We start from the raw sequence: 24,780 nt of genomic DNA, 5'->3' as shown, positions 1-24,780 counted from the left end.
AGCTACCGCTGGGAGGTGCCCCCACTCCCTCCCTTTCGACGCCGGCGCGCCCTTTGGCTCGCTCGGACGCGAGCGGTCCGGCCGGCCCCTCCATACCCGGGAGGGGCCGGCCGCGTTTCCGGGGCTCTCCGCCTCAGCCGTTGGCGAGGGCCTGCAGTCGCGCGTACGTCCCGTTGAACCTGTCGTGGTCACCGACGATCGGGCCGGAGGAGGTGTACTGCCAGAAGGTGTAGTAGCTCCAGCCGGCCGGCAGAGTGCCGGGAGCCGACGCGTAACGCGCGATCCACAGCGGGCTGGTGCTCGCGAACCCGCTGTAGTTCCCCGTGCAGGTCGTCCACCAGGCGGTCGTCGTGTAGATCACCGCATGGCGCCCGGTCAGCGAGCGGTAGGTGTTCAGGAAGTCCCGGATCCAGCTGACCATCCCGCTCTGCGTCTTGCCGTAGCAGGTGGCGCCGTACGGGTTGTACTCGATGTCGAGCACGCCGGGCAGCGTCTTGCCGTCGTTCGACCAGCCGCCGCCGTGCCCCACGAAGTACGTGGCCTGGGCGGATCCGCTGGAGTTGCCCGGCAGCGCGAAGTGGTAGGCGCCCCGGATCATGCCGATGTCGTACGAGCCGCCGTACTGCTGCGTGAAGTACGGGTTCGTGTACGACGTGCCCTCGGTCGCCTTGACGTAGGCGAAGCGGACGCCACTGGTCCACAGGGCCGCCCAGTTGACGTTCCCCTGATGGCTGCTGACGTCCACGCCCTCGACCGCCGCGAGCGGCCTGGGTGGCGGGACGCCGCGCGCGCCGCCGCCCTCGTGCCGCAGGACGGTCGAGCCCATCCAGTCCCGCTCAGGGTGGGGAATGGGCTCGGGACCCCCGCCCGCGACCGCCGTACCCGGCATGGCGATCACGAAGAGGGCGAGCAGAGCGGCGAGGAGCCCGGTCACGGTCGTGAACGGCCGGCGGGCTCTTGGTGAAGTGGATGCGTACACGGGCATACGCGTGCCTCCGGGGCTTTCGTGGGGGAGAGAGAGTGTGGTTGGTATGCCCATGCCAGAAGGCCATGGAACGGGCGGCACGGTGCTGCCGTTGGTCTAATCCTGCGAAATACTGGCGGAACTGCGACGACTGCCGTCGCTGAAAGAACATCCCGTCCCGAGGAAACCCCCGGACAGCCGAAAGGGCGCTCCCGTGCAGAACACCGAGCCCGGAGGGGCCGAGGACCCCGCCTTTCTGGCACTGGAAAGGGAATTGGCGGTCTTTCTGCGCCGTGCCCGAGCCTCCTCCGGCGAACTGGCCCGCGCGCTGCACCCCGACCTGGAACCGGCGGCGTACGGCCTGCTGGTCCGGCTGGCGGACGCCGGCCGGCAGCGGGCGACCGACCTCGCGGCCTACTTCGGCGTCGGCAAGGCCACGATGAGCCGCCAGTTGCGGGCCCTGGAGAACCTGGGCCTGGTCACGCGGCACCCGGACCCGGCCGACGGGCGGGCCTCCCTGGTCGACCTCACTCAAGAGGGCCGCGCCCGCTTCTCGGCGATCCGCAAGGCGCGCCGCCAGCAGTACGTACGCAGGCTCGCCTCCTGGGACCGCGCGGAGGTCGCCGAACTGGCCCGGCTCCTCCACCAGTTGAACGCCCAGCAGGAGGGCAGGGACGAGAACTGAGGCTGGCTGAGTACACCTCCCCAGTCTTGGCTCGCGGGGCTCAGGTCAGCACGAGGTGATGCGCTGGATGGGCGAGAGGGGTCGTGCCCGGGCCGCACCCCGGGCACGACAAGCACAACGTTCAGCCCATTACGCCGATGCGGCGATGCGCCTGGAGGGGAACGCCGGACCCAGGGCAGCGACCGCCCTCGGATGACGGGCCACGGCCGCCGACGGGCCGCCGTGCAGACAGGCGTTCAGGCCTGCCAACAGCCGCTGTACGTCCTCCTGCGGCCGTACCACCAGCCGCAGGAACTGGCTGCTGCTGCCGAGCTTGTTACCGCACTCGCGGACGAACACGCCGTGCTCGGCCAGCAGCCGGTCGCGCAGCACGGCCCCGTCCACCCCGTCGGGCAGTTTCACCAGGAGGAAGTTCCCCTGTGAGAGGAAGACCACGAGCCCTGGCACGCCCGACAGCGCATTGCACATCTGGGCCCGGTCGCGCGCGAGCAGCTCCAGGCTCCGGCGGTACTCGTCCCCGTACTCCCTGAGCATGAAGACCACCGTCTCGGCGAAGGAATTGAGGTTCCACTTGGGCAGGACCTCACGGACCTTCGCTGCGAGACCGGGGTTGGCGACCAGGTAGCCGAACCTGATCCCGTGCATCCCGAAGTTCTTTCCGAGGCTCTTCAGCACGATCACATTGGGACGGATCGCGGCCTCGTCCGCGACGGACGGATTCCGCTCCGCGTCGACGAAGTCGATGAACGACTCGTCGACCACCACCAGGTCCAGGTCCCCCAGATCGTCCAGCAGCCGCAGCACCTGCCTGCGCTTCAGGTAACCCCCGTCCGGGTTGTTGGGGTTGCAGATCACGGCCACCTTCGAGCCCCGGCGCCGTACGAAGTCGACGTACTCCCGCGGGTCCAGGGTGAAGTCCTCCTCCTCCCGCAGCGGGTACATGTCGACCCGCTTGCCGGTCTCCAGGGGCTGGTCGGTCCAGCGGCCGAACGTCGGGATCGGGACGGCGAGGCTCTCCCGCACCAGCAGATGGTCGATCCACGTGATCAGCTCGGTCGACCCGTTCCCCATGGCGACCGTCTGAGGATTGAGCTTCAGTACGTTGCACAGCTCGGCCGTGATGGTGCCGGCATCACTCGGGTAGTAGGTCAGGATCGTCTTCAACGAGTCCTGTATTCGGGCGAACATTTCGGGCGGGGGGAAGTACGGATTGCACGGGATACAGAAGTCCACCCGGGACGACGGGGCCGATGGGGCCGACGGAGCCGCCGCGATCCGCCGCGAAGCGCCGTGATCGGGATAATCGGCGTCGTCCGCGTCCTCGCCGTCCTCGCGCCAGTTGCCTCCGTGTGCTCGCTCCTGGGAATCGTGCCAGTCGCCAGGCGCCACGCGGTTGAGCATGGCCCACGACGGGCTGTGGGCCGCTGTGCGCAGAACGCCGGTATCAAGCGGTTGAGACACGACGGGATCTCCTTACGGTGTGCGTACGCCTCGGTGGCGTGAGCGGTGGCGGCGCCGGGGGGTGGCAAGACATGATGCGACGACAGGTCGACGAGAGATGAGGTGGTGAGAGCGGCAGACGTCCGTCAGCGGCGCCGCCGCCGGCGGTACAGAAACGCGCCCACTCCGCCGAGGGCGATCAAGGTCGCCGCCGCACCGGCGAGCGCGATCGTGAGGCCCTCGTGGGGGTGGCTCGCGACGGCCGTGGGCTGCCGGGAGGGGGACGACTCGTCGGGCTGGGAGGGGGACGACTCGTGGGGCTGCGCGGACGGGGCCGCGCGCTGCTGGGGTTCCTCGGAGGCGGGGGCCTTGGCGGCGTCCTTGGCTGGGTCCTTGGCCGCTTGACCGCCTCCGCTGTTGTCGGTGTTCTTGTCACCGCTGGTCAGTACGACATCCGAGCATGAGTAATAGGTGTCGGGGGTGTCGGTGTTCCGCCAGACCGTAAAGACCATGTGACGGCCGGTGCGGTCGGCGGGCAGCTTGCCCTTGATGCGGTACGCGCCGCTCTGCAGTGCCGGGTCGGTGGCGGTGGCGAACGGCTTGGCGTCCAGGTCGTTCCACGTCAGCGGCTTGGCCGGGTCGTAGCCGTCCTTGGTGAGGTAGAGGCTGAACGACCCCTTGTGCGGGATGGTCGACGCGTAGCTGAGCGTGAGGTCGGAACCGGCCTTCAGGGTGGTGGCGGGCCAGTCGGCGCGGGCGACATCCAGGCCCTTGTAGGCGTCGATGCCCGCGCTGCACAACCGTCCGTTCGGTATGAGCCGGCGGTCCCGGCCGCGGACATCGGCCACGCGCAGGTTGTCCCACTGCTCGAACGAGGCGCCGCCGTTCGCGGCGATGGCGGCCTTGCAGGCCGCCGACCGCGCGTACTGCTTCCCTTCGGGTCCGCAGGCGAACACCCGGCTCACCGGGTCCGTCGGCGCTCCGTGCGCGGCGGCCGGTTGTGCGGCCACAGCGGACAGGATGAGCAGTGTGACACCGGCGAACGCGGCTCCGGCCGCGGTGCGATGGGCGGACATCCCTGGCAGACCTCCTGAGCCGGTGCGGCGGCTGACTCCCCGCTTGCCGTGTAATACGGCAGCCGCGGGCGGCCTGTTCAGAGGCGTACGGGCGACCGTCCCTTATTGACACCCGAGTTGATGGCTCAGCTCATCGACCGCTGACCGGGCCAATGACCGGCTGATGGGCGGCGAAGGCGACGAAGTCCGCCCAGGCGGAGGGAGAGAAGGAGAGGGCGGGCCCGGTCTTGTCCTTGGAGTTCCGTACGTGGACGGTGCCGGGGGAGGAGGCGACCTCGACGCAGTCGGCGTCCCCAGGCGCGCTATAGCTGGACTTGCGCCAGGTGATGGCGACCTCGATGCAGTCTCCGCCCTGCGGGCCGCTGTAGCTCGACTTGAACCACATCAGATCGCTGCTCATAGTTGCCCCGCCAACTCCTCGATTAACTGGGCCGATTCCCCGGTCGAGAGGGCCTGTGTCCGGATCATGTCATATCGCTTCATTAGAGCGCTGACCTTCTTCCGGTCGGATACGAGCTGGCTGTCGGCTTGCCCCTCGACGTAAGCAAGCTGCCCACTCGCCGTTGCCCGGCGCGCGGCCGAGGAGTTGGCCGATGCGCTTGCCCTGGCCGGCTGCAAACTGCCGTCCCTCACGGGCGGCTTCCCGGTGATGGGTCAGCCGTATGTCCACCTCGGCGGCGCGTCCGCGACCGAGGTGTTCGCTCTCGCCTCCTGGATCCGGGAGCGCGCATGAAGCCCCTCGACGAGCCGCACCGTATGACGCTGGTCGTCTACCGCCTCTCCCCGACGGGCGAGCGGACCCCTATCCGTACGGTCACCGTCCGCGCCGACGACCCCTGGGCGCCGCTCCCGAACCCCAACACATACCCGCCGTGCGAGTGCCCGCGTCACCGGGGCACGCGGACCTAGCTGGGCGGTGTGCTGCACCTGAGGCCGGGGCAGCTCATCCGTCTGGCTGTGTGAATGGGCGATTGGCAGCTTTGATATGTCGATATGAATAACCACGAATCGCTCATTTCGGTCGCGGCGGGGCTGCTGCGGCGTGCCATGAAAGAGGTGTCCGATGGACATCAGTTGTCGGTCGGGTCCCATGAAGGGGCCCATGGATGTCTTGCTGCCGCCTCGCGGTGGCCCCGGTTTGCAGTTGGTGGTCGCGCCGGTGGCTGGAAGCCGAAATCTACCGAGTTGGCGCTCGTGGCGACGGCGGCTCGTCGTGGCGCTGCTGGCGCCCCTGCTGGCGTTGACGGCCACTGCCGCGAACGCCCAGGGTGTGTGGTTGACCCTGCCGTCGATGCCGACCGCCCGCCTGGAGCTGGCGGGGGCTGCGGCGCCCTGTCCGACGGGTCTGGCAAACACGTGTGTGTACGTATTCGGCGGGAACCCCGGCAGTGGCACCGCCCTGGCCACGGTGGAGGCGTTCAGTCCTGCTACCAATGTCTGGGCGACCCTGCCGTCGATGCCGACCGCCCGCGGGGATCTGGCGGGGGCTACGGCGCCTTGTCCGACGGCTCTGGCAAACACGTGCGTGTACGCCCTCGGCGGGTTCAGCAGCTCCAGCACCCTGGCCACGGTGGAGGCGTACAGTCCGGCTACCAATGCCTGGGCGACGTTGCCGTCGATGCCGACCGCCCGCTCCTTCCTGGCGGGGGCTGCGGCGCCCTGTCCCGCGTCGGTGCCGGCGCTGCAAGGCACCTGCGTGTACGCCCTCGGCGGGTTCAGCAGCTCCAGCACCCTGGCCACGGTGGAGGCGTACAGTCCGGCCACCAACACCTGGGCGACCCTGCCGTCGATGCCGACCGCCCGCGGAGGTCTAGCGGGGGCTGCGGCGCCTTGTCCCGCGTCGGTGCCGACATTGCAGGGCACCTGTGTGTACGCCATCGGCGGGAACAATAGCGCACCCGGTTTCCTGGGCACGGTGGAGGCGTACAGTCCGGCCACGAATGCTTGGGTGACTCTGCCGTCGATGCCGACCGCCCGCGGGAATCTGGCAGGGGCGGCGGCGCCCTGCCCGACGGGTGTGACTAACACTTGCGTATACGCCGTCGGCGGGAACCCCGGCACCTCGCTGTTTGCCACCTCGGACGCGCTCGAGGTCTACAGTCCGGCGACCAATGCCTGGGTGACCCTGCCGTCGATGCCAACCCCCCGCGAACTCCTGGCCGCGGCTGCGGCACCCTGCCCCAAGGTGCCGAATAACCCCTGCATGTACGCCGTCGGTGGCGCCAACAACCTCGGCGCCCTGGACACGGCGGAAGCATTTGCGATTGAACGTCCTGCGCCCCAGCCGCCTCCCCCACACCCCTGCCCGCACTGGAAGTGCCCGACCAAGCCGCGGCCCCTGCACCCGTGCCGCTGCGGCAAGGACGGTTCGCACCCCCAGGCCACGCAGGCCCAGCCGGCGCAGAAGCCGCGGGCATCGCAGCCTGCCGCCAAGCCCAAGGCCGCACAAGCCCAGCAGCCCCACAAGCCGGGACCTGCACACCCTGCTGCTCAGCCCAAGGCAGCGAAGGTCCAGCAGCCGCACAGGCCGGGGTCCCCGCACCCTGCTGCTCAGCCCAAGCCTGTGAAGGTGAAGGGGCCGAACAAGCCGGGGTCACCGCGCGCTGCCGCCCAGCACAAGGCAGCGAAGGGCAAGGCTGCGCAGGTGAAGCCGCACAAGCCGCGGTCCTCGCACCCTGTGTCCCACGCCAAGGCCCACCGCCTCGCGCCCACGGCTGATGGCACATGAATCCGGGGCGCGCCGTGGCGGCCGTGCCCCCGATCCGTCGCCCGAGCACCCAGCCTGCTGCTGGGCATGGGGTGTCACGAATTGTTTGCCATGAAGCGTGCGTTGAGGCAACAAACTCCGAAGGGGTGGTGACCTGAGCCGCCCTGCACCGCCTTCCGGACCGCTAAAGCTCCACCAGCACTACCGATGCGTCGTCCCATGCGTTGCCCCGTGGGAAGGCCGTGCAGTCCGGGTCCCGCGCCTCCGCCGCGTGCACGCGGTTCGGACCAGCGACTGCGGGCACGTTGCGTCTATGCCATCGGTGGCAGCGACGTGTCCGGCCTATCGGTCAAGGTGGAGGCTTTCAGCCCTGCTACGAATGCCTGAGCCGCCGCACAAGCCGGCGTCACCGCCCCCTGCCGCCCCGCCCAAGGGCCCGAAGGTCCAGCCGCCTCACAAGCCAGGTTCTCCGCCCCCTGCCGCCCCGCCCAAGGGTGCTCAGGTGAAGCCTCCGCACAAGCCGGGATCCCCGCAGCCAGGCTCCCTGGCCAGGGGTCAGCACTCTCGTGAGCCTCAAACCGGCAGTCATGAGGCCGACGGCTGACGGCAAGTGAATCGGGGGCGCGGCTTTGGCCACGCCCCCGATTTCGCATGTCAAGCACCCAGCAGGCTGCTCGGTCGCCATCTGCTGTGGCCTGCCGGCCCGGTGGCTGTTTCGTTTCATGCGTTCAGTCGTGTGATGGGTGATTGGCTCCCGATCCATGCCGATATGAATAGTCATATATATCTCATTCCGGTCGCAGCGGGCTGCTGCGGCGTGCCATGAAAGAGGTGTCCGATGGGCATCAGTTGTCGGTCGGGTCCAGTGAAGGGCCCTGTAGAGGTCTTGCTGCCGCGTCGCGGTGCCCCCGGCTCGAAGCCGGCGCGTGCGCCGGTGGCGGGCGGTCGAACGCCGCCGCGTTGGCGCTCGTGGCGGCGGCGGCTTGGCGTCGCGGTGCTGGCACCCCTTCTGGCTTTGACGGCCACTGCGGCGAACGCCCAGGGTGTGTGGTTGACCCTGCCGTCGATGCCGACCGCCCGGGACTTGCTGGCGGGTGCGGCGGCACCCTGCCCGACGGGGCTGACCAACACCTGTGTGTACGCCGTCGGGGGGCTCAACAGCTCTTTCGACAGCGTGAGCACGTTGGAGGCCTACAGTCCGGCTACCAATGCCTGGGCGACTCTGCCCTCGATGCCAACCGCCCGCGGGGATCTGGCGGGTGCGGCGGGGCCCTGTCCGACGGGGGTGACCAACACCTGTGTATACGCCGTCGGCGGGGTCAACGGCTCCGGCTTCCTCAATACGGTGGAGGCGTACAGCCCTGCGACCAATGCCTGGGCGAGTCTGCCGTCGATGCCGACCGCCCGCGAGGGTCTGGCGGGTGCGGCGGCGCCTTGCCCGGCGTCGGTGCCGGCGCTGCAGGGCACTTGTGTGTACGCCGTCGGCGGGGTCAACGGCTCCGGCTTCCTCGATACGGTGGAGGCGTACAGCCCTGCGACCAATGCCTGGGCGAGTCTGCCGTCGATGCCGACCGCCCGCGAGGCTCTGGCGGGTGCGGCGGCGCCGTGTCCCGCGTCGGTGCCGGCGCTGCAGGGCACCTGTGTGTACGCCTTCGGCGGGTTCAACGACTCCGGCACTCTGGGCACGGTGGAGGCGTACAGCCCAGCCACCAATGCCTGGGTGACCCTGCCGTCGCTGCCGACTGCTCGCTCCTTCCTGGCGGGAGCGTCGGCGACCTGCCCGACGGGGCTGACAGACGGCTGCGTGTACGCCGTCGGCGGGACTCCTAGCAGTGGCGTCCTGGATACGGTGGAGGCGTACAGTCCCGCTACCAATGCCTGGGTGACCCTGCCGTCGATGCCGACCACCCGCGAGGCTCTGGCGGCATCGGCGGCACCCTGCCCCAAGGCGCCGAGTGGCCACTGCGTGTACGCCGTCGGCGGGTTCAACAGCTCCGGTCTCCTGAGTACGGCGGAGGCGTTCGCGATTGAACGCCCCCCGACCCCACAGCCTCCACACTCGTGCCCGCATGGGAAGTGCCCGCCCAAGCCGCGGCCTCCGCACTCTTGCCACTGTGACGAGGGCAGCCCGCATCCCAAGGCCGCGCAGGCTCAGCCGGCGCAGAAGCCGCAGGCCTCGCAGCCTGCCGCCGAGCCCAAGGGTGTGCAGGTGAAGGGACCGAACAACAAGGGGTCCCAACGCCCTGCTGTCCAGCCCCAGGCAACGAAGACCGAGGCTGCGAAGGCCAAGCCGACGAAGGTGAAGTGACCGCACAAACCGCGGCCTTCGCACCCTGTCTCCCACGCCAAGGGTCAGCGACCCCGGGCCCACGGCTGACGGCAAATGAATCGGGGGCGTGACCCTGGGCCGCGCCCCCGGATTCGCGCGCCCGAGTGGTGATTGCCTGGGGCCGATCGAACGGAGGTTCCGCGTTGTAAGTGCTCGAGGTCACACTGCCGCGAACTGAGCTGTCGAGCTGGTGGATTCTGTCTGACGAATGATCAGGTTGGTTCGCGTAGCCCACAGGATGACGAGGCGACCGGGTCTGACTACCAGTAGATGACGGCGTAGCCGTCGCCGCCGTCAGTGCCGTCGTCTCCGGCGCTACCTGTGGTAGGCGAAGTGGGCACGCCGCCGTCGCCGCCGGCTCCGCCGAGTGCTCTGCCCGGCCGCTGGGCGATGATTCCGTCGACGGCCTCGCCGCCGGCTCCGCCACCGTTGCCGCTCATGCCCTCCTGCCCGTCATTGCCCTTGCGGTCCAAAGCGGCGGGCGGCCCCTGGCAATAGTTGGTGGTGCTGCCGACACCGCCGACACCGCCGGCACCGGTCCCTTCGAGCGCGGCCCCGCCACCGCCGCCACCGCCCGGACTACCGTTGGCGTTGACGATCGTGGCGCCGCTGCTGACCTTCACGATCCTTGTGAAGGTTCCAGCCACCCCAGGGTTGCCGTCACTGCCGTCGGGGCTGCCCCCTGGGCCGCCCGTGCCGCCTGCTCCGCCGAGGCCCACAGTCACATGGTACGTGGCTCCTGGGACGACGGTGATCTTGCACCAGACGAAACCGCCTGAGGCGCCACCGCCGCCGCCTCCGCCGTGGCCGTCGCCGCCGGCACCCGCGGCGCCGCCGCCTCCGCCTCCTCCGCCTCCTGCGCCGCCCCATGCCTGGACGAATACCTCCGAGATGCCGACGGGGGGAGTGAACGTCCCATTGGCGAGGAATCCCGTGAGGCCGTGCTGGGGCGCGGCAGCCGTCTGCTGGGCGGTGGCCTGGGCGGTGGGAGCCAGCGCGAGCCCGCCGAGGGCGGCACCTGCGGTCATGGTCGCCAAGCAGGTCCGGTAGAGCAGACGTCGCTTGCGAGAGGCACCTGAGCTCTTGCCTTCGGGAGCCGGAGTGCGAAGGTGCATGATCAATATTCCTTCCTGAGTCGCGGAGGCCTGCCGGGGACTGGCGTGGCAGCACTGGGAAGTGGTGTGCGGGCGATGCTGTCCGCGGGCTCATCACAACGTTCTTGGCGGGGGTTCGCATGTCGAACGGATCAGGCTTGGGCTGGGTGGGGGACAGACTTCAGGCGGGAGATGACCTGCTGGGAGGGACGGTGGTGGGCTGCATTGGCAGCGCAACAGGCGCGTGCGTCGTCTTGCGAACGGGCCGTGTTTCCTGCCGGTGGCTGCGTCGATGAGCCGGGGGAACGGCGGTCGGCAGGCATACCTGCGTGTACGCCGTCGGCGGGCACGACGGCTTGGCCAACTTGGGCACGCTGGAGGCGTACAGTCCGGCGACCAATGCGTGGGCGAGTCTGCCCCCGATGCCGACCGCTCGCCGCCTCCTGGTGGGTGCTGCGGCGCTGTGTCCCAAGCACAGCGCGAGTGGTCCCTGTGTCTACGCCGTCGGCGGGCTCATCGGCGAGGACACCGCGGAGGCGTTCGCGATTGAACGCCCCGCCGCGCCAAAAACCGCCACCGCCCCCGCACCTCTGCCCCCATGGCGGCCCGTACGGGCATGGTCCGCAGGGCAAGTGCCCGCCCAAACCGCGGCCCCCGCACCTTGCCACTGCGCCAAGGCCAGCCCACACCCCAAACCCGCGCAGGCCCAGCCGCCGCGGAAGCCGCGGTCCGCGCAGTCTGCAGCCCAGTCCAAGGCTGCCAAGATCCAGCAGCCGTGAAAGCCGGCGTCTCCGCGCCCTGCAGCTCAGCCCAAGGCGGCGCAGGTGAAACGGGCCAACAAGCCCGTATGACCACAGCTTGGTGTTCAGCCAAGGGGTGGACAGGTGAAGGGCCCGTGGACGCTGGGCAGCCCGCACTCCGGCGTCAACCGAAGGCTGCGAAGGTGAAGCGGCCGGATGAGGCGCGGTCCTCGCACGCTGCCCCCCGGTGCCACGGGCCACCACACTCGCGCCGCTCACACCGACCACCACCGAACCCACCGCTGACGGGACTTCACACGGGGGCGCGGCCGTAGAGCCGTGCCCCCGTTTCGTTCGCCCGAGCACCCCGCCGGCTGCTCGGTCATGGGGTCCTTCACGAAGCGCTTGCCCTGAAGCATGCGTTGAGGCAATAAATCTGGCAGTACAGACGACTTGCGCCCCTGAGCCCCATTCCCCGACGGCTAGAGCTCCACCAGTACCACCGACGCGTCGTCCCGCGCCTTGCCGCGCGGGAAGGCCGTGCAGTCCGGATCCGCGGCCTCCGTCGCGCGGACGCGGTCGACCAGCGCCCGCGGGCCCTCCTTCCGCAGCAGCGCCACGCACTGCGCCCAGTCGCCCTCGCCGAAGACCTGCACCCATCGCGCCGCGCCATCCGTCATTACGACCAGCGTCCGTACCTCCGCGCGCGGCACAGTGCCCGTCACGGCCCGCGCCGCCACCCCAGGGTCGGCCGCCGCCGTGAAGAAGCCGCCCTCGGCGTTGCGCAACGCCTCCACGGCCCGCCCGTACGCCGCTCCCGCCGCCCGCCGCTCGGCTGAGCCGCGCGGCAGGGCGCGCACGGCGTCGCGCAGGGCGCGTACATCGTCCGGCAGGTGGTCCAGCCGGTCGTCCAGGACAGGGGTGACCGCTGCGTCCGGCCGCTCGAGGAGCAACACGGAATCGGAGAGCACCAGATACTCCACCGAGGCCTCGTCCCAGCGCGCCGCGACGACGGTTGCCTGGGGTGTTCGGACGTGAGAAAGGTCACAGGTTGAGCGGTGAGTGTTCGCGGTACGGATGATCGACTCCGCTAGGCAATCATCCAGAGTCATATCCCGCCGCGAACCGGACAGTTCGAGCAACGCGCCGCCGAGTCGTACCGAGAACCAGGGGACCCCGTGCACGCATCCGTCGTCACCCTCCGGCGGGGTCACTCCGTCCAGCACGACGATCGCTCCGCCCTGCCCCGACGCTGGTAGAGCTACCGAAACGTAGTCTTCATTGGGGTGCTTGGGGTCGCCGGCCTCAGTGGTGAGTTCGGTGCGCATGCAAACAGTGTGCCGGAAGGCCCGGTTAACTCTGGGTTACACCCTTGACCTGCGGGGAAGTGGACCGGTCAGCGTCCGCACTGCCGGAATTTCACCGGAATTCCCGCCTCCTGATTGCTGCGGGAGCGCATCTTGCCAGGCACCTCGGAGGTTTTCCAGCCGCCGCGCCGCAGGCGCCCGCAGGCTCCGAAACTGAGAGTTGTTTATCAACTCGGATATGGGGTTCACTCGTTCGGGTGGCCACGCGGGCGATGGGTGTCCCGCCCACATCGGTACTGGAATGGTCGTTTTCCATACCAAGGGGTGGGAGAACGCTCGTCGGCGCGCCTAAGCGCGCAGATGGCACGAGTGAGCTGTCGTCACCTGGGCCATGGGCAGACGAGAACAGATTGCGAGCACCGGTGCAGAAAACGCGGCCTCGGGGCAACGGGCAACAATCGAAAGGTGCTACGGGCACGGCTGACGCATCACCGCCGCGCAAGACCGCACGAGTCCGCAACCGCTTGGTCGCATCGGTTGCCGTGGTGGCTGTCGCCGTACTCGGCGCGGGCGCACCAGGCATAGCCGTTGCCTCGGGTGACCTGACGGACTCCCAGCGCCTCGTCACACTGTCGGAGCTGAACGCGCAGGCGGTCTCGCTGGCGCACTCCCTCGCCGACGAACGCGACATCATGACCGAGTTCGTGGCGGCGGGCCGCAGCAGCGCCTCCGGCTCCACCGCGGTCTCCGAGAGCCGCCGCGCGAGCGTCGACCGGCAGATCGAGGAGATCCGCGCCGACGCTCCCGCCGGGCTGCGCCGCCAGCTCGACAAGCTGCCCGAAGTGCGGCAGCAGGCGATGTCCGGTAGCACCCCGGCCACCGACACGTACGAGGCCTACACCGAGATCGTCCAGGGGCTGCACGCCATCGCCGATGACATCGCGAGCGCCCTCCCGGCCCGCGCCTCGGGCGGACCCACCGACGTCCTGCCCGCGCTGGGGCACGCCGTCGAGGAGGCCTCCGCGACCCGCGGGCTGATCCTCGGCGCACTCGCCGCGCATGGTGCGCAGCCGGGGCTCAGCGGTACCGCGCAGCGCACCTACGTCCAGGAGCAGGCGGCGCTCGCCGACTTCGACGAGAAGGCCCCCAAGCCGGCCCGCGACCGCTACGCCAACACCGTCAACGGCAGCGAGGTCAGCACCGCTGAGCGCTACCTCGCGCGGCTCACCGACCAGCCCCAGCTCTCCCCGGAGGACCTGGCGCTGAGCAAGGACCGCATCGCGGCCACGCTCTCGGGCCGGATCGACCGGATGCGGGCCGCCGAGTCCGCACTGACCACCGCCGAGGTCGCCCGGCTCGCCCAGCTCCGCGACGACGACGTCACCGAGCTGGAGCTGCGCATCGCCATCGTCGGCGCCTGTCTGCTGATCGCCGTGGGCATCAGTACGTGGGCCGCCCGCTCGATGACCCAGCCACTCGCCGTGCTGCGGCTCGGCACCAGCCGGGTCGCCGACGACCCGGTCGCGCAGGAGCCGGTGAAGTACACCGGCCGCAATGACGAGTTCGCCGAGGCCGTACAGTCGGTCAACCGGCTCCGCGAGACGGCGGTGCGGCTGCACGAGCGTGCGGAGCAGCTGGGCGACGACCGCACACGGCTGGTCGGGGAACGGCAGCGGCTCGCCGACGAGCGGGAGGAGCTGCGGCAACAGCTGCGGGACGCCGCCGAGCGGCTGGCCGGCCTGGAGCACCGCGTACACGGCAGCTTCGTCAACCTGGCGCTGCGGACGCTGGGTCTCGTCGAGCGGCAGCTGGGCGTCATCGAGGGCCTTGAGGACACCGAGCAGGACCCGGGCCGTCTGGACACCCTGTTCAAGCTCGACCACCTCGCCACCCGGATGCGGCGGCACAGCGAAAACCTGCTCGTCGTCGCCGGCTCCGAGCACCACGGCGGCCACACCGGGCCGGTGCCGCTGCTGGACGTGCTGCGCGCCGCGATCAGTGAGATCGAGCGCTACGAGCGTGTGGAGATCCAGGCCCTGCCGCCGCACGCGCACGTCGCGGGCTTCGCGGCGGACGCGATCAGCCACCTCGTCGCGGAACTGCTGGAGAACGCGACGGCGTTCTCGCCGCCGGACGCCAAGGTGGAGCTCTCCGGCTGGCTGCTGGAGAGCGGCGAGGTCATGCTGTCCGTCCAGGACGAGGGCATCGGCATGACCGCCGACCGCCTGGAGGAGCTCAACGCCCGTCTCGCCGACCCGCACCCGCAGGACGGGGCCGCCTCCGGGGCGGACGACGCACTGGGCCTGGGTCTGTACGTGGTCGCCAGGCTTGCCGCGCGGCACGGCCTACGGGTGCAGCTGCGTGAGCAGAAGCAGGGCGGGGTTACGGCCGTGGTCGTACTCCCGAAGTCGATCCTGCCGACCAAGAGCGAGCCGATCAGGCCGGCGGCCGCACGCGATGAGGCCCAGGCGGTCAACATGCCGGGCACGGAGGCGGAGGCCAACTCCAACGCACTTCCGCGTCGTGCGGCGGGGGCGCTCAAGGCTCTGATACCGCACGAGGAGGCGCCGGCCGAGGCGCAGGCTCAGGCCTCGACGGCCGAGGCGGGCTGGGGGGCCGAGCCTGCGGTCCAGTCCGGGCCCGCGGCTGACGCTTTCGCGGCGACCGGGCCGTCGGCAGCCGAGCCTGTCGCGGCACCTGTCCCGGACCCGCTGGTGGCCGCGGCCGAGCGGGCCGTCGAGGCGGCGGGCGGCGGCACGCCGTCACCGTTCGCCGCCGAGGCCGGAGCTGAGGCCGCGGTGCCGCAGGTGCCGACGACCGGTCCGGCCGCTGCGGATGACGGCGCGGTCGCAGGGGCCGAGGTGGTGCCTGCCGAGGCTGCCGAGAGTGGTCCGCAGGGCGCCGGCCCGGAGTACGCCGGTGTGGCCGGAGCCGAGTCGGTCGATTCGGGCGCCGCCTTCGACACCGCCGCGGCTGCCGACCTGCCCGCCTTCGCCCACGGGCCGTACGCCATAGGGCCCGACGAGCACATGAGGGTCGAGGACGGCGTCCCGGCCGGCGACATCGGCTCGCCGGCGCCCGGCATGCCGGATGCGGTCGCCGTCCCGAAGCAGCCCGCCGCGGGCGACTCCGTGGCCCCGGCCGTGCCCGCCGGCCAGGCCCCGGCACCCGCCGCAGGCAACGCGCCCCGGTGGGAGCGCGTCACCGACAAGGGCCTGCCCAAGCGCACACCGAAGGTGGTCGCGACTGGCGAGGCACCGCGCCCACAGCCCAAGTCCGTGAATGCGGAGGAGCTTCGCCGTCGGCTCGGCGGCTTCCACCAGGGCGCACGCGAGGGCCGTCGTGACGTCGAGGCGGAGATCGCAGAACGAACCGGACAACATCAGACGGGGGCGCTGGACGACGGTGGCACAGTCGAGGAGGCACGCGGTTGAGCGCGTATACCAAGCCCAGTTCGGGGGAGTCACAGAGCGGTTACGGCCTGAGCAGCGAAGCCCGTAACCTGCGGTGGCTGCTGTCGAATCTGGTGGATGAAGTCCCCGGCGTCCACTCGGTCGCCGTGGTCTCCTCCGACGGCCTGCTGCTGCTCGCTTCCGACCCCGGTCTCGCCGCGGCTCAACAGAGCGGCGATGTGCCGGAGGGCCCCAAGGGGTCGAGCGCCGACCTGGCGACGATCGTCTCCGGTATGGGCGCCCTCACCACCGGAGCCTGCAAGCTGATGGACGCCGGCAACGTCAAGCAAACCATGGTCGCGATGGAGGAGGGGAGCCTCTTCGTCATGTCCATCAGCGACGGTTCCCTGCTGGGTGTGCACGCGACCCCGGACTGCGACATGAGCGTCGTGGCCTACCACATGGCGCTGTTCGTCGGCCGGGCCGGCCACGTCCTGACCCCCGAACTCCGCAGTGAACTGCGCCAGTCCTTGGAGAGGGACCAGTGACCTCCTTGCCCAAGTTGCCGGCCCGCAATCCGGACCGGAAACCCGCACGCGTACGTCCGTACTCGCTCACCGGTGGCCGCACCCGCTTCGGCCACGTACTGCTCGTCGAAACGTTTGTGGCCGCTCTGGAGGCGCCGGACGAACGGCGCGAGCTGACCGCCGGGGCATGGGCCGACCGCGTCATGCCCGAGATGCGGGCGATCGTCGAACTCTGCCGCCGGATGCGCTCGGTGGCGGAGATCGCCGCACTGCTGAAGATGCCGCTGGGCGTGGTCCGTGTGCTGCTCAGCGACTTGGCCGACCAGGGAAAGATCCGCGTCTACGGCAACGGGCACGGTGCCGGCCGTCCCGACCGCACGACGCTCGAAAGGGTGCTGAGTGGACTTCGCAGGCTCTGACGCCAATACCATGACCGCGGAGGCGGCCGCCCCTGAAGAGGGCCTGCAGAGCTGGCAGACGGACCGGGCCCGGGCGCCTCTGGCCACCAAGATCGTGGTCGCGGGTGGGTTCGGTGTCGGTAAGACGACCTTCGTCGGCTCGGTTTCGGAGATCACCCCGCTCACCACCGAGGCGGTGATGACGCAGGCCAGCGAGGAGGTGGACGACACCGCCGCGACGCCGGACAAGACCACGACCACGGTCGCCATGGACTTCGGCCGGATCACGCTCGAGTCCGACCTGGTCCTCTACCTCTTCGGGACGCCGGGCCAGCAGCGCTTCTGGTTCATGTGGGACGACCTGGTGCGCGGCGCTATCGGCGCCGTGGTGATGGCCGACACCCGGCGGCTGCCGGACTGCTTTCCGGCGCTCGACTACTTCGAGAGCTGCGGGCTGCCGTACATCGTGGCCGTCAACCACTTTGAGGGGACGCCCTATTACGGCGTGGATGACGTACGGGATGCGCTGTCCGTACCGCCGCACGTACCCGTGGTGATCATGGATGCGCGCAAGCGGGTAACGGTTGTGGAATCGCTGCTTGCGCTGGTGGGCCACGCCCTTGACGTGTCATCTGAGTGACGTAGGGTCACCCGCTGCGGAGCGATCGTTCTGGTTTCAAGTTTTTGAGAGAGAGCCACAACAGGATGCGGAAGATACTCATCGTCGGAGCCGGCCAGTCCGGTCTCCAACTCGCCCTCGGCCTGCAGTCGCACGGCTACGAGGTCACCCTGATGTCGAACCGCACGGCCGACGAGATTCGCGGCGGGCGGGTCATGTCCACCCAGTGCATGTTCCACACCGCGCTCCAGCATGAGCGCGACCTGGAGATCAACTTCTGGGAGAGCCAGGCCCCTAAGATCGAGGGCCTCGGCGTCTCCGTCGCCGGTCCGGAGTCCCAGCGCTTGATCGACTGGGTGGGCAAGCTGGACGGCTACGCCCAGTCCGTCGACCAGCGGGTGAAGATGGCCGGCTGGATGGAGACGTTCGCGCAGCGCGGCGGGCAGCTCGTCATCCACGGCGCGGCCGTTTCCGACCTGGACTTCTTCGCGCGCAAGTACGACCTGGTGCTCGTCTCGGCGGGCAAGGGCGAGCTGGTGTCGATGTTCGGGCGCGACGCCTCGCGGTCGCCCTACGACGCCCCGCAGCGCGCGCTCGCGGTGGCCTATGTGCACGGGCTCGGGCCGCGTCCCGAGCACCCCGAGTTCGACGCGGTGCGCTGCAACCTGGTGCCGGGCGTCGGCGAGCTGTTCATCATGCCGACCTATACCAAGTCCGGGCGCGCGGACATCCTGTTCTGGGAAGGCATCCCGGGCGGTCCGCTCGATGTGTTCCAGGGCATCAAGGACCCGAACGAGCACCTGGCGAAGACGCTCGAGCTGATGGAGCAGTTCACGCCCTGGGAGTACGCGCGGGCCACCAAGGTGGAGCTGACGGACGAGAACGGCACGCTGGCCGGGCGTTACGCCCCCACCGTCCGCTACCCGATCGGCCGGCTGCCCAGCGGTGGGCTGGTGCTGGGCGTGGCGGACGTGGTCGTCGCCAACGACCCGATCACCGGTCAGGGCTCCAACTCGGCCTCGAAGTGCGCCGCCGCGTACCTCGCCTCGATCATCGAGCAGGGCGACAAGCCGTTCGACGAGGAGTGGATGCAGGCCACGTTCGACCGCTACTGGGACACGGCGCAGCACGTGACCAAGTGGACGAACGCGATGCTGGCTCCGCCGCCGGAGCACGTGCTGAACCTGATCGGCGCCGGAGGTCAGCTGCAGCCGGTCGCGAACCGCATCGCGAACGGATTCAACAACCCGGCGGACTTCGAGAACTTCTTCTACGAGCCGCAGAAGGCCGAGGCGTACCTGGGTGAGGTCGCGGCCTCGGCCCAGTAGCACGCCTGAGCCCCGCTCTGGGCTCCAGGCGCTCAGCGCCGGGACCTTTCCCGCCCACCCGCCTACTTCTTGGGGCGGGTGGGCGGCGCCTTCTTCGTGGGTGCGGGGTGCGCTTTCTTGGGGCGGGTGGGCGGCGCCTTCTTCGTGGGTGCGGGGTGCGCTTTCTTGGGGCGGGGTGGCGCTTTCTTCGTGGGTGCGGGGTGCGCTTTCTTGGGGCGGGGTGGCGCTTTCTTCGTGGGTGCGGGGTGCGCTTTCTTGGGGCGGGGTGGCGCTTTCTTCGACGGTCCGGGGTGCGCTTTCTTGGGGCGGGGCGGCGCCTTCTTCGACGGTCCGGGGTTCGCCTTCTTGGGGCGGGGCGGCGCCTTCTTCGACGGTCCGGGGTTCGCCTTCTTGGGCCGTGTGGGCGCCTTTTTGAGGCCGGCGGGCGGCGCAGACGTGCGTCCCTTGGAAGGCGGGGCCGCAGCGGAGCCGTAGCCGGTGTCCGCCCCCATCGTCGCCAGCTTCGGGATCACCGGCGGGTCGTAATCCAGCAGCGGCACGGCCCCCATGTCCGGCCGGACGGCTCCCAGTACGGGATTCGCCGCGATCGGCGACACCTTCACCAACGCCCCAGGCCGTGGCGCCTGCACCACCTGCCCGCCGCCGATGTACATCGCCACATGCGTCGCACCGGGGAAGTAGATCACCAGATCCCCGGGCCGCAGCTCCTCCATGGGCACCCGCGGCAACTGCTTCCACTGCTCCTGGCTCGTGCGCGGAATGGCGCGCCCCGCGTGCCGCCACGCCTGCGAGGTCAGCCCCGAGCAGTCGAAGGAGTCCGGCCCCTCCGCGCCCCACTCGTACGGCTTGCCCAGCTGCCTGATCGCGTACCGCAGGGCCCGGTCGCCCGCCCGCGAGGGCGCCAACGAGCGGCGGCCCAGCGCCCCCGACCGCATGAAGCTCCGCTGCGCCCGGCCGACCCGCTGCTCCTCCAGCCGCCCGACTACTGCCAGTTCCTCGCCGGACATCGACGCGACCAGGCGCTGCACCTTGTGCAGCTGGGTGCGGACCGCGTCCCGCTTCTTCCGCTGCCGCTCGGCGAGGCTGTGCTGCTTGTCGAGGGCCGTACGGGCCCGGTCGGCCAGACCGTCCAGCCGCCGCTCGCCGCTGGTCAGCTGGGCGATGGTCGCGGCCCGCCGGTGCGCGGCCCGCCGCAGCAGATGGCTTTCGTCGAGGGCCGACTGCGGATGCCGGCCGAGCAGCAGCCGCATATAGGGAACGAGCGGGGAGAGCCCGGTGGAGTGCTGGTACTCCTCCCGGGCCAGCCGCCCGGCGTCCTCGCGCTCGTTGGCGAGAGCGGTCCGGGCGTCGGACAGCCGGGCGTCCAGCAGCCGTACCCGCTTCTGCTCCTGACGTAGCTGCTCCTCCACCGCGTTGTAGGCCTCGCTGGCCTCCTCGGCCTTGTGGTAGAGCGTCTGGAGCTGCGTCAGCAGCTCACCCGCCGACCGGTCGGCCGGGGCCCCGACGGCGGGTGGTGCGGCCATCGCGAGCGCACACCCCGCGGCCACCACGGCCGTGCGCACCGACCGTACGAACCGTCCTGACACGAGCTCACCTCTCCCGGATCATGAGTGGTTCCTGATCTCATGACGCAGATTGAGAGGTGGTCAAATCTCCGGCAAACGCTCTGGTCGGATCCGACCAACACAGTCACTCGTTGGTGGACCGTAGGCGGACCGGTCGGTGTGGTTGCCGTACATGCGGCCGCGTACGTGCTATGGGGTGCGCAGGGTGAGGTGCTCCGGCAACGGTCAATCCCGCTTGGGCCACGGCCATTTCAGGCCTTTCGGGGGCAGATCCGCCGCGTTTCTCCCCTCTGGGACGTACTCGTACTTCCAGCCCTGCTGGATCCCCAGCCGCTTTGAGTACCCGGCCGCCACCCTGCGGTAGACGTGGACCGTCGGCTCGCCGCCCTCCGGGTCGGGCACCGGGACCTCGTACACCTTCGGCGGGTGCCCGGTGACACCCACCAGCACCGGCAGCACTCTGCCGTCCAGTGGACCGCCCACGAAGGGCGTCTCCTCGCTTCTCACGGCTCCAGTGTCACCGCTCTTGCAGAAGATGCGCGGCGTCGCTCATCAGCGGGACGACTCGCCGGGCCAGCGAGCCGACCTGGCCGTCCGCCGGCTCCATGGCCAGCGCGGCCGCCGCGATCCGGGCCGTCTGCCGGTCGCCGGCGGCGGTGGCCGCCAGCAGGGCGACGAAGTGGTCGACCAGCCAGTCCCGCAGCTCGTCGACCGGCGGCTGCTTGTCCTCGTCCAGCCAGATGAGCGAGGCCGCCTCGACCGCGGTGATCCACGTACGCACCATCATCCGCAGGCGGGGCCCCGGCTGCCGGACCTCGAGATGCAGCAGGATCTGCTCGGCGGCCGCCCGGCGCACCTCGTCGACGATGGCGTTCGTGCGGGAGGTCTCGGCGACGCTGCCGCCTTGAAGCAGTGCCGAGAAGCCGGTGTCGTGCTGGTCGACGAAGGCCAGGTAGCGGTCCAGGGCGCGGGTCAGGCGGCGGGTGAGGGGGCCGGTCTGCGGCACGGCGAAGCACCGCTCCAGCTCGTCGGCCGCGCTGCGCAGCGCGGCCTCGTACAGCTGCTGCTTTCCGCCGGGGAAGTAGCGGTAGACGAGCGGGCGGGAGACCTCGGCGGCATTCGCGACGTCGTCCAGGGAGACGTCCTCGGGGGTGCGGTGGGCGAACAGGCCCAGCGCGGCGGCGAGCAGCTGGGACCGGCGCTGCTCGACGGACATCCGGCGGTACGCGACTCCGGAGGCTCCGGCAGTGCGGGAGGTTCCGGCGGTGCCGGCCGAGCCGCGGCCGGGCCGTGCTGTCGAGGCGGTGCCGCTACCGTTCATGACAGGCAGCGTAACCGCCTCCGGCGCGGGCGGAGCAGGCAGGATGGACCCTTGCCGTTGGCAAGAGGCGCATCCCGGCCATGGGCCACGGTGCGCGTCCGTGCGCCGCCTCATCGCCCCCCACGCCGCTGCGGCGCGTGTTTTCGCCCACCCGCCCAATGCGGGGCGGGTGGGCGGGAAATACCCGGGCGCGAAGCGCCGGGAGGTCCAGCCGGGGTCGGGAGCGCCGGAATGCGCCGGAAGTCAGGAACCGCGCCGGAGGCGCCACCATTACGGGAGAAGGCCCGAGCTGCGCCACAGCTTGCGGCCGACTCCCTTCAGGACACCGACCTCATCGAGGAAGTCCGTCAACCGCTTCGCACCGGTCTGCATCACCTCACGCCGGTGCGCACTGGCCTTGACCTGCGCCACCGCCTCGCGCCGGTCGAGGCCGACATTCGTGTACACCTGGGGATTGACGAAGGCGATGGAGAAGACCCGCGCCGCCTCTCCCGCGCTGAGCCGGGTCAACTGGGCCTCCCACCGCGGGCAGCCGACCATCTGGCGGCGCAGTTCCTCGCGCGCATAGCGAACGTGCCGGGCCTCCTCCACCACATGGATCCGGGTCACACCGCGGACCAGCGGCTGAATGCGCTCGTCCGGAAACGTCAGCCGCTGCATGTAGTCGAGGATCTCCTCGCCCAGCAGCGTGCAGGCGAACGAACCCGGCGTGGTCGAGATGGTCTTGAGGACGCGGCCCAGGTTGTGATGCATCCGGGTCACCGGGTATGCCGGTGCGCCGCCCTTCTGGATCAGGCGCGCGAACATCATGGAGTGCCGGCACTCGTCGGCGATCTCGGTGAGCGCGTAGCGGACGTGTGAGCTGGTGGCGGGCTTGTCGTAGATGTGCCGTACGAGCAGCTGCATCAGGATGATCTCGAACCAGATGCCCAACGAGGCGAGGGACGCGGCCTCGTGCCGGGCCAGGTCCATGCGCTGCTCCTCCGGCATCTTCCGCCACAGCGGGGTGTCGTAGAGCGAGACGAGCTCCGGCGGCCAGAACCACTTGCCCTCCTCGATGGGTGCGTCCCAGTCGAGTTCGGTGTCCGGGTCGAAGGAGTGCCTCGCCGAGGACTCGAGCAGGCGCTCGGCCACCTGCTCGCGGTCCCGGAGCAGTCCGAGTGCGTCCCGGAGCGCAGGGGTTTCGGTCGTCGTCATGGCTGAGCACACCTCGCTGCCGCTATGGGTTACCCGTGGTACTACTTATGAGACTGCCTGTCAGCAAGCTCGTCAATCCCCTGTGCCCAACTTGTTGACCCGGCGGTAACAGACGTGTGAGCCTGCCAACCATCGGCCCACGAACGGGAGTCCGGGGCCCTGCGCGAGGCGAAGGAGGCGTCAGTGTCGACGCACGATCTCTACGTCCACGACCCAGGAGCAGACCTGTGGCAGGTGCCGGCCTCCGGCGCCGCCCGCTTCAGCTGGGAGTACGACGACGGCCGTGACCGGCTGCTGGCCCTGTATCAGAAGGGCAAGGACAAGCAGTGGGACGGAACCAAGCGCATCGACTGGGACCTGGAGGTCGATCCGTACGACCCGCTGGGCGTGCCCGATGAGTCGCTGACCCTCTATGGCACCCGGTACTGGGACACGATGAGCGAGCGGGACAAGGCCGAACTGCGGCGGCACTACGCCTCCTGGCAGTTCAGCCAGTTCCTGCACGGCGAGCAGGGCGCGATGGTGTGTGCCGCGCGGATCGTGGAGTCCGTACCCGACCTCGACGCGAAGTTCTACTCCGCCACCCAGACCATGGACGAGGCCCGGCACGCCGAGATCTACGGCCGCTTCCTGCACGAGAAGATCGGGATGCTCTACCCGATCAACGACAATCTGCAGTCGCTGCTGGGCGATACGCTGCGCGACTCCCGCTGGGACATGCCCTACCTCGGCATGCAGGTGCTCATCGAGGGCCTCGCGCTCGCCGCGTTCGGCATGATCCGCGACACCACGACCAAGCCGCTGCCGAAGCAGATCCTCGCGTACGTCATGCAGGACGAAGCCCGGCATGTGGCCTTCGGCCGGATGGCGTTGCGCGACTACTACAAGCAGCTGACGGACGCGGAGCTGCGCGAGCGCGAGGAGTTCGTGATCGAGGGCTGCTATCTGATGCGCGACCGGCTGCGCGGCACCGAAGTCCTGGAAAACTTCGGCATATCCGCGCAGGAGGCCGCCGAGTACAGCGAGCAGTCGGAGTTCCTGCAGCTCTTCCGGAAGCTGCTGTTCAGCCGGATCGTGCCCTGTGTGAAGGACATCGGCCTGTGGGGCGAGCGGCTGCAGCGCGCGTACCTCGACATGGGCGTCTTCGACCTCGGCGACTCGAATCTGGACCTGCTGATGGCCGCGGACGAGGAACTGGCGGAACGTCTCGACGCGGAGCGCTTCGCCCAGGAGGAGGCGGCCCGTACGGCGGAGGTGGCGGAGGCGATCGCGCAGGGCGCCGCAGCCGACTGACCTCTCAGGCGCCGGCCGCCACGTGCTGCTGGTGCTCCTCGGCGGTGAACGTCGTACGGAGGTTGAAGGCGTACGGCGTCGGGCCGTGCTCGCGGAGGTGGAGGAGCCGCTCCTCGGCCTCCGCGACAGTCGGCCGGTGCCCCGCGGGCACCCACCACAGCGCCGTCACGGCCTCCTCCAGCCGCTCGAACCACTCACGCCGCCGGCTGAGCAGCTCGCGGTGCTGCCCGGCGTACATGAAGGCGGTCAGCGAGCCGAGGTCCCGCCACACCGACATGTTCACAATGAGCCACTCGTCCCCGAAGACGGGCACATCGGTGGCGTTGCCGGACTCGCTCTGCAGCCGCCAGACAAAACCGTCGGCGGCGTCGGCGGTGGCGTTGACCGGGTCGAGAGCGTCGACGAAGTCCTTCAACTGCGGAGAGTCCAAAGGCGCTTTGAGGCGGGCAATGTTCACCTGGGCGAGCTCGTAGGAGGCGTCGGTCGTCATGCCCGCACCCTAGCCATACATGCCGCGTTACGGACACGTGGCCTGGACCGCACCCGGTCGCGCCCGGCCGGTGAGCAGGGCGCAACTCGCCCATTAACGGCCGGCACGACCGCGACCCGCCCGCCGTTCGTCGGCCGCCCACCGCTGAGCGGCAGGTGCTCGGCTCAGCTTTCGCCGGGGGCCACAGGGGCGCCCGATCGCCCCATTTGGGGCGGGTGGGCGGCAAGTACACGCGCCGAAGGCGCGTGTACCTGCGCGGCGGGCCGCGCGTAGGCCTGCTGCGGCCTCGAGGGGGCCAACCCGCAGGG

The 24,780-nt window shown here is 70.0% G+C and carries 22 protein-coding genes and 2 pseudogenes; 12 read left to right on the top strand and 12 right to left on the bottom strand.

The features are described 5' to 3' along the window. Positions 1–133: 133 nt before the first annotated feature. Positions 134–985, bottom strand: coding sequence for a lysozyme (locus tag ACY34J_RS02285; protein WP_462724671.1), 852 nt, complete (start codon positions 983–985; stop codon positions 134–136). Between the two features lie 193 nt (positions 986–1,178). Here ACY34J_RS02285 and ACY34J_RS02280 point away from each other — a divergent pair, with 193 nt between their 5' ends. Next, positions 1,179–1,649 carry a MarR family winged helix-turn-helix transcriptional regulator gene (locus ACY34J_RS02280; protein WP_462724672.1) on the top strand — a complete coding sequence of 157 codons (471 nt, stop codon included), beginning with the start codon at positions 1,179–1,181 and terminating at the stop codon, positions 1,647–1,649. Between the two features lie 189 nt (positions 1,650–1,838). Here ACY34J_RS02280 and ACY34J_RS02275 read toward each other — a convergent pair. From ACY34J_RS02275 to ACY34J_RS02260, 4 genes and pseudogenes are all read right to left on the bottom strand, one after another. Continuing rightward, positions 1,839–2,924: pseudogene (locus ACY34J_RS02275) on the bottom strand (pyridoxal phosphate-dependent aminotransferase); the annotation flags it as partial. Between the two features lie 311 nt (positions 2,925–3,235). Then, positions 3,236–4,165, bottom strand: a complete 930-nt coding sequence (locus tag ACY34J_RS02270) for a lytic polysaccharide monooxygenase (RefSeq protein ID WP_462724673.1) — start codon at positions 4,163–4,165, stop codon at positions 3,236–3,238. A 130-nt stretch (positions 4,166–4,295) separates the two neighbouring features. After that, positions 4,296–4,565, bottom strand: coding sequence for a DUF397 domain-containing protein (locus ACY34J_RS02265; RefSeq protein WP_462724674.1), 270 nt, complete (start codon positions 4,563–4,565; stop codon positions 4,296–4,298). Next, complete coding sequence (locus ACY34J_RS02260) at positions 4,562–4,798, bottom strand: Scr1 family TA system antitoxin-like transcriptional regulator (RefSeq protein WP_462724675.1); 237 nt, start codon at positions 4,796–4,798, stop codon at positions 4,562–4,564. Before ACY34J_RS02260 ends, ACY34J_RS02265 begins: the two co-directional genes overlap by 4 nt. Between ACY34J_RS02260 and ACY34J_RS02255 the strand changes: the two genes are divergently transcribed. The 4 genes from ACY34J_RS02255 to ACY34J_RS02240 all read left to right on the top strand — a co-directional run bounded on the left by ACY34J_RS02255 (position 4,752) and on the right by ACY34J_RS02240 (position 9,180). Further along, positions 4,752–4,898 carry a hypothetical protein gene (locus tag ACY34J_RS02255; protein ID WP_462724737.1) on the top strand — a complete coding sequence of 49 codons (147 nt, stop codon included), beginning with the start codon at positions 4,752–4,754 and terminating at the stop codon, positions 4,896–4,898. The two genes, ACY34J_RS02260 and ACY34J_RS02255, sit on opposite strands and share 47 nt — an antisense overlap. Next, a complete protein-coding gene (locus tag ACY34J_RS02250) occupies positions 4,895–5,074 on the top strand; it encodes a hypothetical protein (RefSeq protein ID WP_462724676.1) in 180 nt (59 codons plus the stop codon). The genes ACY34J_RS02255 and ACY34J_RS02250 overlap by 4 nt, the downstream gene beginning before the upstream one ends. Before the next feature lie 304 nt (positions 5,075–5,378). Beyond that, positions 5,379–6,893: a Kelch repeat-containing protein gene (locus ACY34J_RS02245; protein WP_462724677.1), complete on the top strand. Its 1,515-nt coding sequence runs from the start codon at positions 5,379–5,381 to the stop codon at positions 6,891–6,893. Positions 6,894–7,710: 817 nt separating this feature from the next. Beyond that, positions 7,711–9,180 carry a Kelch repeat-containing protein gene (locus ACY34J_RS02240; protein ID WP_462761934.1) on the top strand — a complete coding sequence of 490 codons (1,470 nt, stop codon included), beginning with the start codon at positions 7,711–7,713 and terminating at the stop codon, positions 9,178–9,180. A gap of 281 nt (positions 9,181–9,461) precedes the next feature. Here the strand turns inward: ACY34J_RS02240 and ACY34J_RS02235 are convergent, their stop codons facing one another. Further along, positions 9,462–10,316: a hypothetical protein gene (locus ACY34J_RS02235; protein WP_462724679.1), complete on the bottom strand. Its 855-nt coding sequence runs from the start codon at positions 10,314–10,316 to the stop codon at positions 9,462–9,464. 296 nt (positions 10,317–10,612) lie between these two features. Here ACY34J_RS02235 and ACY34J_RS02230 point away from each other — a divergent pair. Further along, positions 10,613–11,074: pseudogene (locus tag ACY34J_RS02230) on the top strand (Kelch repeat-containing protein); the annotation flags it as partial. A gap of 443 nt (positions 11,075–11,517) precedes the next feature. On the opposite strand, the gene ACY34J_RS02225 reads toward ACY34J_RS02230, so the two are convergent. Beyond that, on the bottom strand, positions 11,518–12,363 hold the full coding sequence (locus ACY34J_RS02225) for a hypothetical protein (RefSeq protein ID WP_462724680.1): 846 nt from the start codon (positions 12,361–12,363) through the stop codon (positions 11,518–11,520). A gap of 524 nt (positions 12,364–12,887) precedes the next feature. On the opposite strand from ACY34J_RS02225, the gene ACY34J_RS02220 reads away from it, so the two are divergent. From ACY34J_RS02220 to ACY34J_RS02200, 5 genes are all read left to right on the top strand, one after another. Further along, positions 12,888–15,776 carry a sensor histidine kinase gene (locus ACY34J_RS02220; protein ID WP_462724681.1) on the top strand — a complete coding sequence of 963 codons (2,889 nt, stop codon included), beginning with the start codon at positions 12,888–12,890 and terminating at the stop codon, positions 15,774–15,776. After that, positions 15,773–16,282, top strand: coding sequence for a roadblock/LC7 domain-containing protein (locus tag ACY34J_RS02215; protein ID WP_462724682.1), 510 nt, complete (start codon positions 15,773–15,775; stop codon positions 16,280–16,282). Before ACY34J_RS02220 ends, ACY34J_RS02215 begins: the two co-directional genes overlap by 4 nt. Further along, entirely contained in the window at positions 16,279–16,680 is a 402-nt protein-coding gene (locus tag ACY34J_RS02210) for a DUF742 domain-containing protein (protein ID WP_462724683.1), read from the top strand. Before ACY34J_RS02215 ends, ACY34J_RS02210 begins: the two co-directional genes overlap by 4 nt. A 10-nt stretch (positions 16,681–16,690) precedes the next feature. Continuing rightward, a complete protein-coding gene (locus ACY34J_RS02205; RefSeq protein WP_462724684.1) occupies positions 16,691–17,299 on the top strand; it encodes a GTP-binding protein in 609 nt (202 codons plus the stop codon). 65 nt (positions 17,300–17,364) lie between these two features. Beyond that, positions 17,365–18,606, top strand: a complete 1,242-nt coding sequence (locus ACY34J_RS02200) for a styrene monooxygenase/indole monooxygenase family protein (protein WP_462724685.1) — start codon at positions 17,365–17,367, stop codon at positions 18,604–18,606. 62 nt (positions 18,607–18,668) lie between these two features. On the opposite strand, the gene ACY34J_RS02195 is transcribed toward ACY34J_RS02200, so the two are convergent. The 4 genes from ACY34J_RS02195 to ACY34J_RS02180 form a co-directional block, all read right to left on the bottom strand. Continuing rightward, positions 18,669–20,192 carry a C40 family peptidase gene (locus tag ACY34J_RS02195; protein ID WP_462724686.1) on the bottom strand — a complete coding sequence of 508 codons (1,524 nt, stop codon included), beginning with the start codon at positions 20,190–20,192 and terminating at the stop codon, positions 18,669–18,671. 204 nt (positions 20,193–20,396) lie between these two features. Then, positions 20,397–20,678 (bottom strand): hypothetical protein, encoded by a 282-nt coding sequence (locus ACY34J_RS02190; RefSeq protein ID WP_462724687.1) that lies wholly within the window; start codon positions 20,676–20,678, stop codon positions 20,397–20,399. A 10-nt stretch (positions 20,679–20,688) separates the two neighbouring features. Beyond that, positions 20,689–21,387, bottom strand: coding sequence for a TetR/AcrR family transcriptional regulator (locus ACY34J_RS02185; protein ID WP_462724734.1), 699 nt, complete (start codon positions 21,385–21,387; stop codon positions 20,689–20,691). A 375-nt stretch (positions 21,388–21,762) separates the two neighbouring features. Beyond that, complete coding sequence (locus ACY34J_RS02180; protein WP_462724688.1) at positions 21,763–22,689, bottom strand: AurF N-oxygenase family protein; 927 nt, start codon at positions 22,687–22,689, stop codon at positions 21,763–21,765. Positions 22,690–22,872: 183 nt separating this feature from the next. On the opposite strand from ACY34J_RS02180, the gene ACY34J_RS02175 reads away from it, so the two are divergent. Further along, positions 22,873–23,982, top strand: coding sequence for a ferritin-like domain-containing protein (locus ACY34J_RS02175; RefSeq protein WP_462724689.1), 1,110 nt, complete (start codon positions 22,873–22,875; stop codon positions 23,980–23,982). Between the two features lie 4 nt (positions 23,983–23,986). Here the strand turns inward: ACY34J_RS02175 and ACY34J_RS02170 are convergent, their stop codons facing one another. Next, positions 23,987–24,472 (bottom strand): DUF3291 domain-containing protein, encoded by a 486-nt coding sequence (locus ACY34J_RS02170; protein ID WP_462724690.1) that lies wholly within the window; start codon positions 24,470–24,472, stop codon positions 23,987–23,989. Positions 24,473–24,780: the final 308 nt, after the last annotated feature.

It is taken from the genome of Streptomyces sp. HSS9-12, assembly GCF_054963655.1.
Note: the sequence above shows the minus strand (reverse complement) of the source record. Positions and strands in the feature narration are given on the sequence as shown.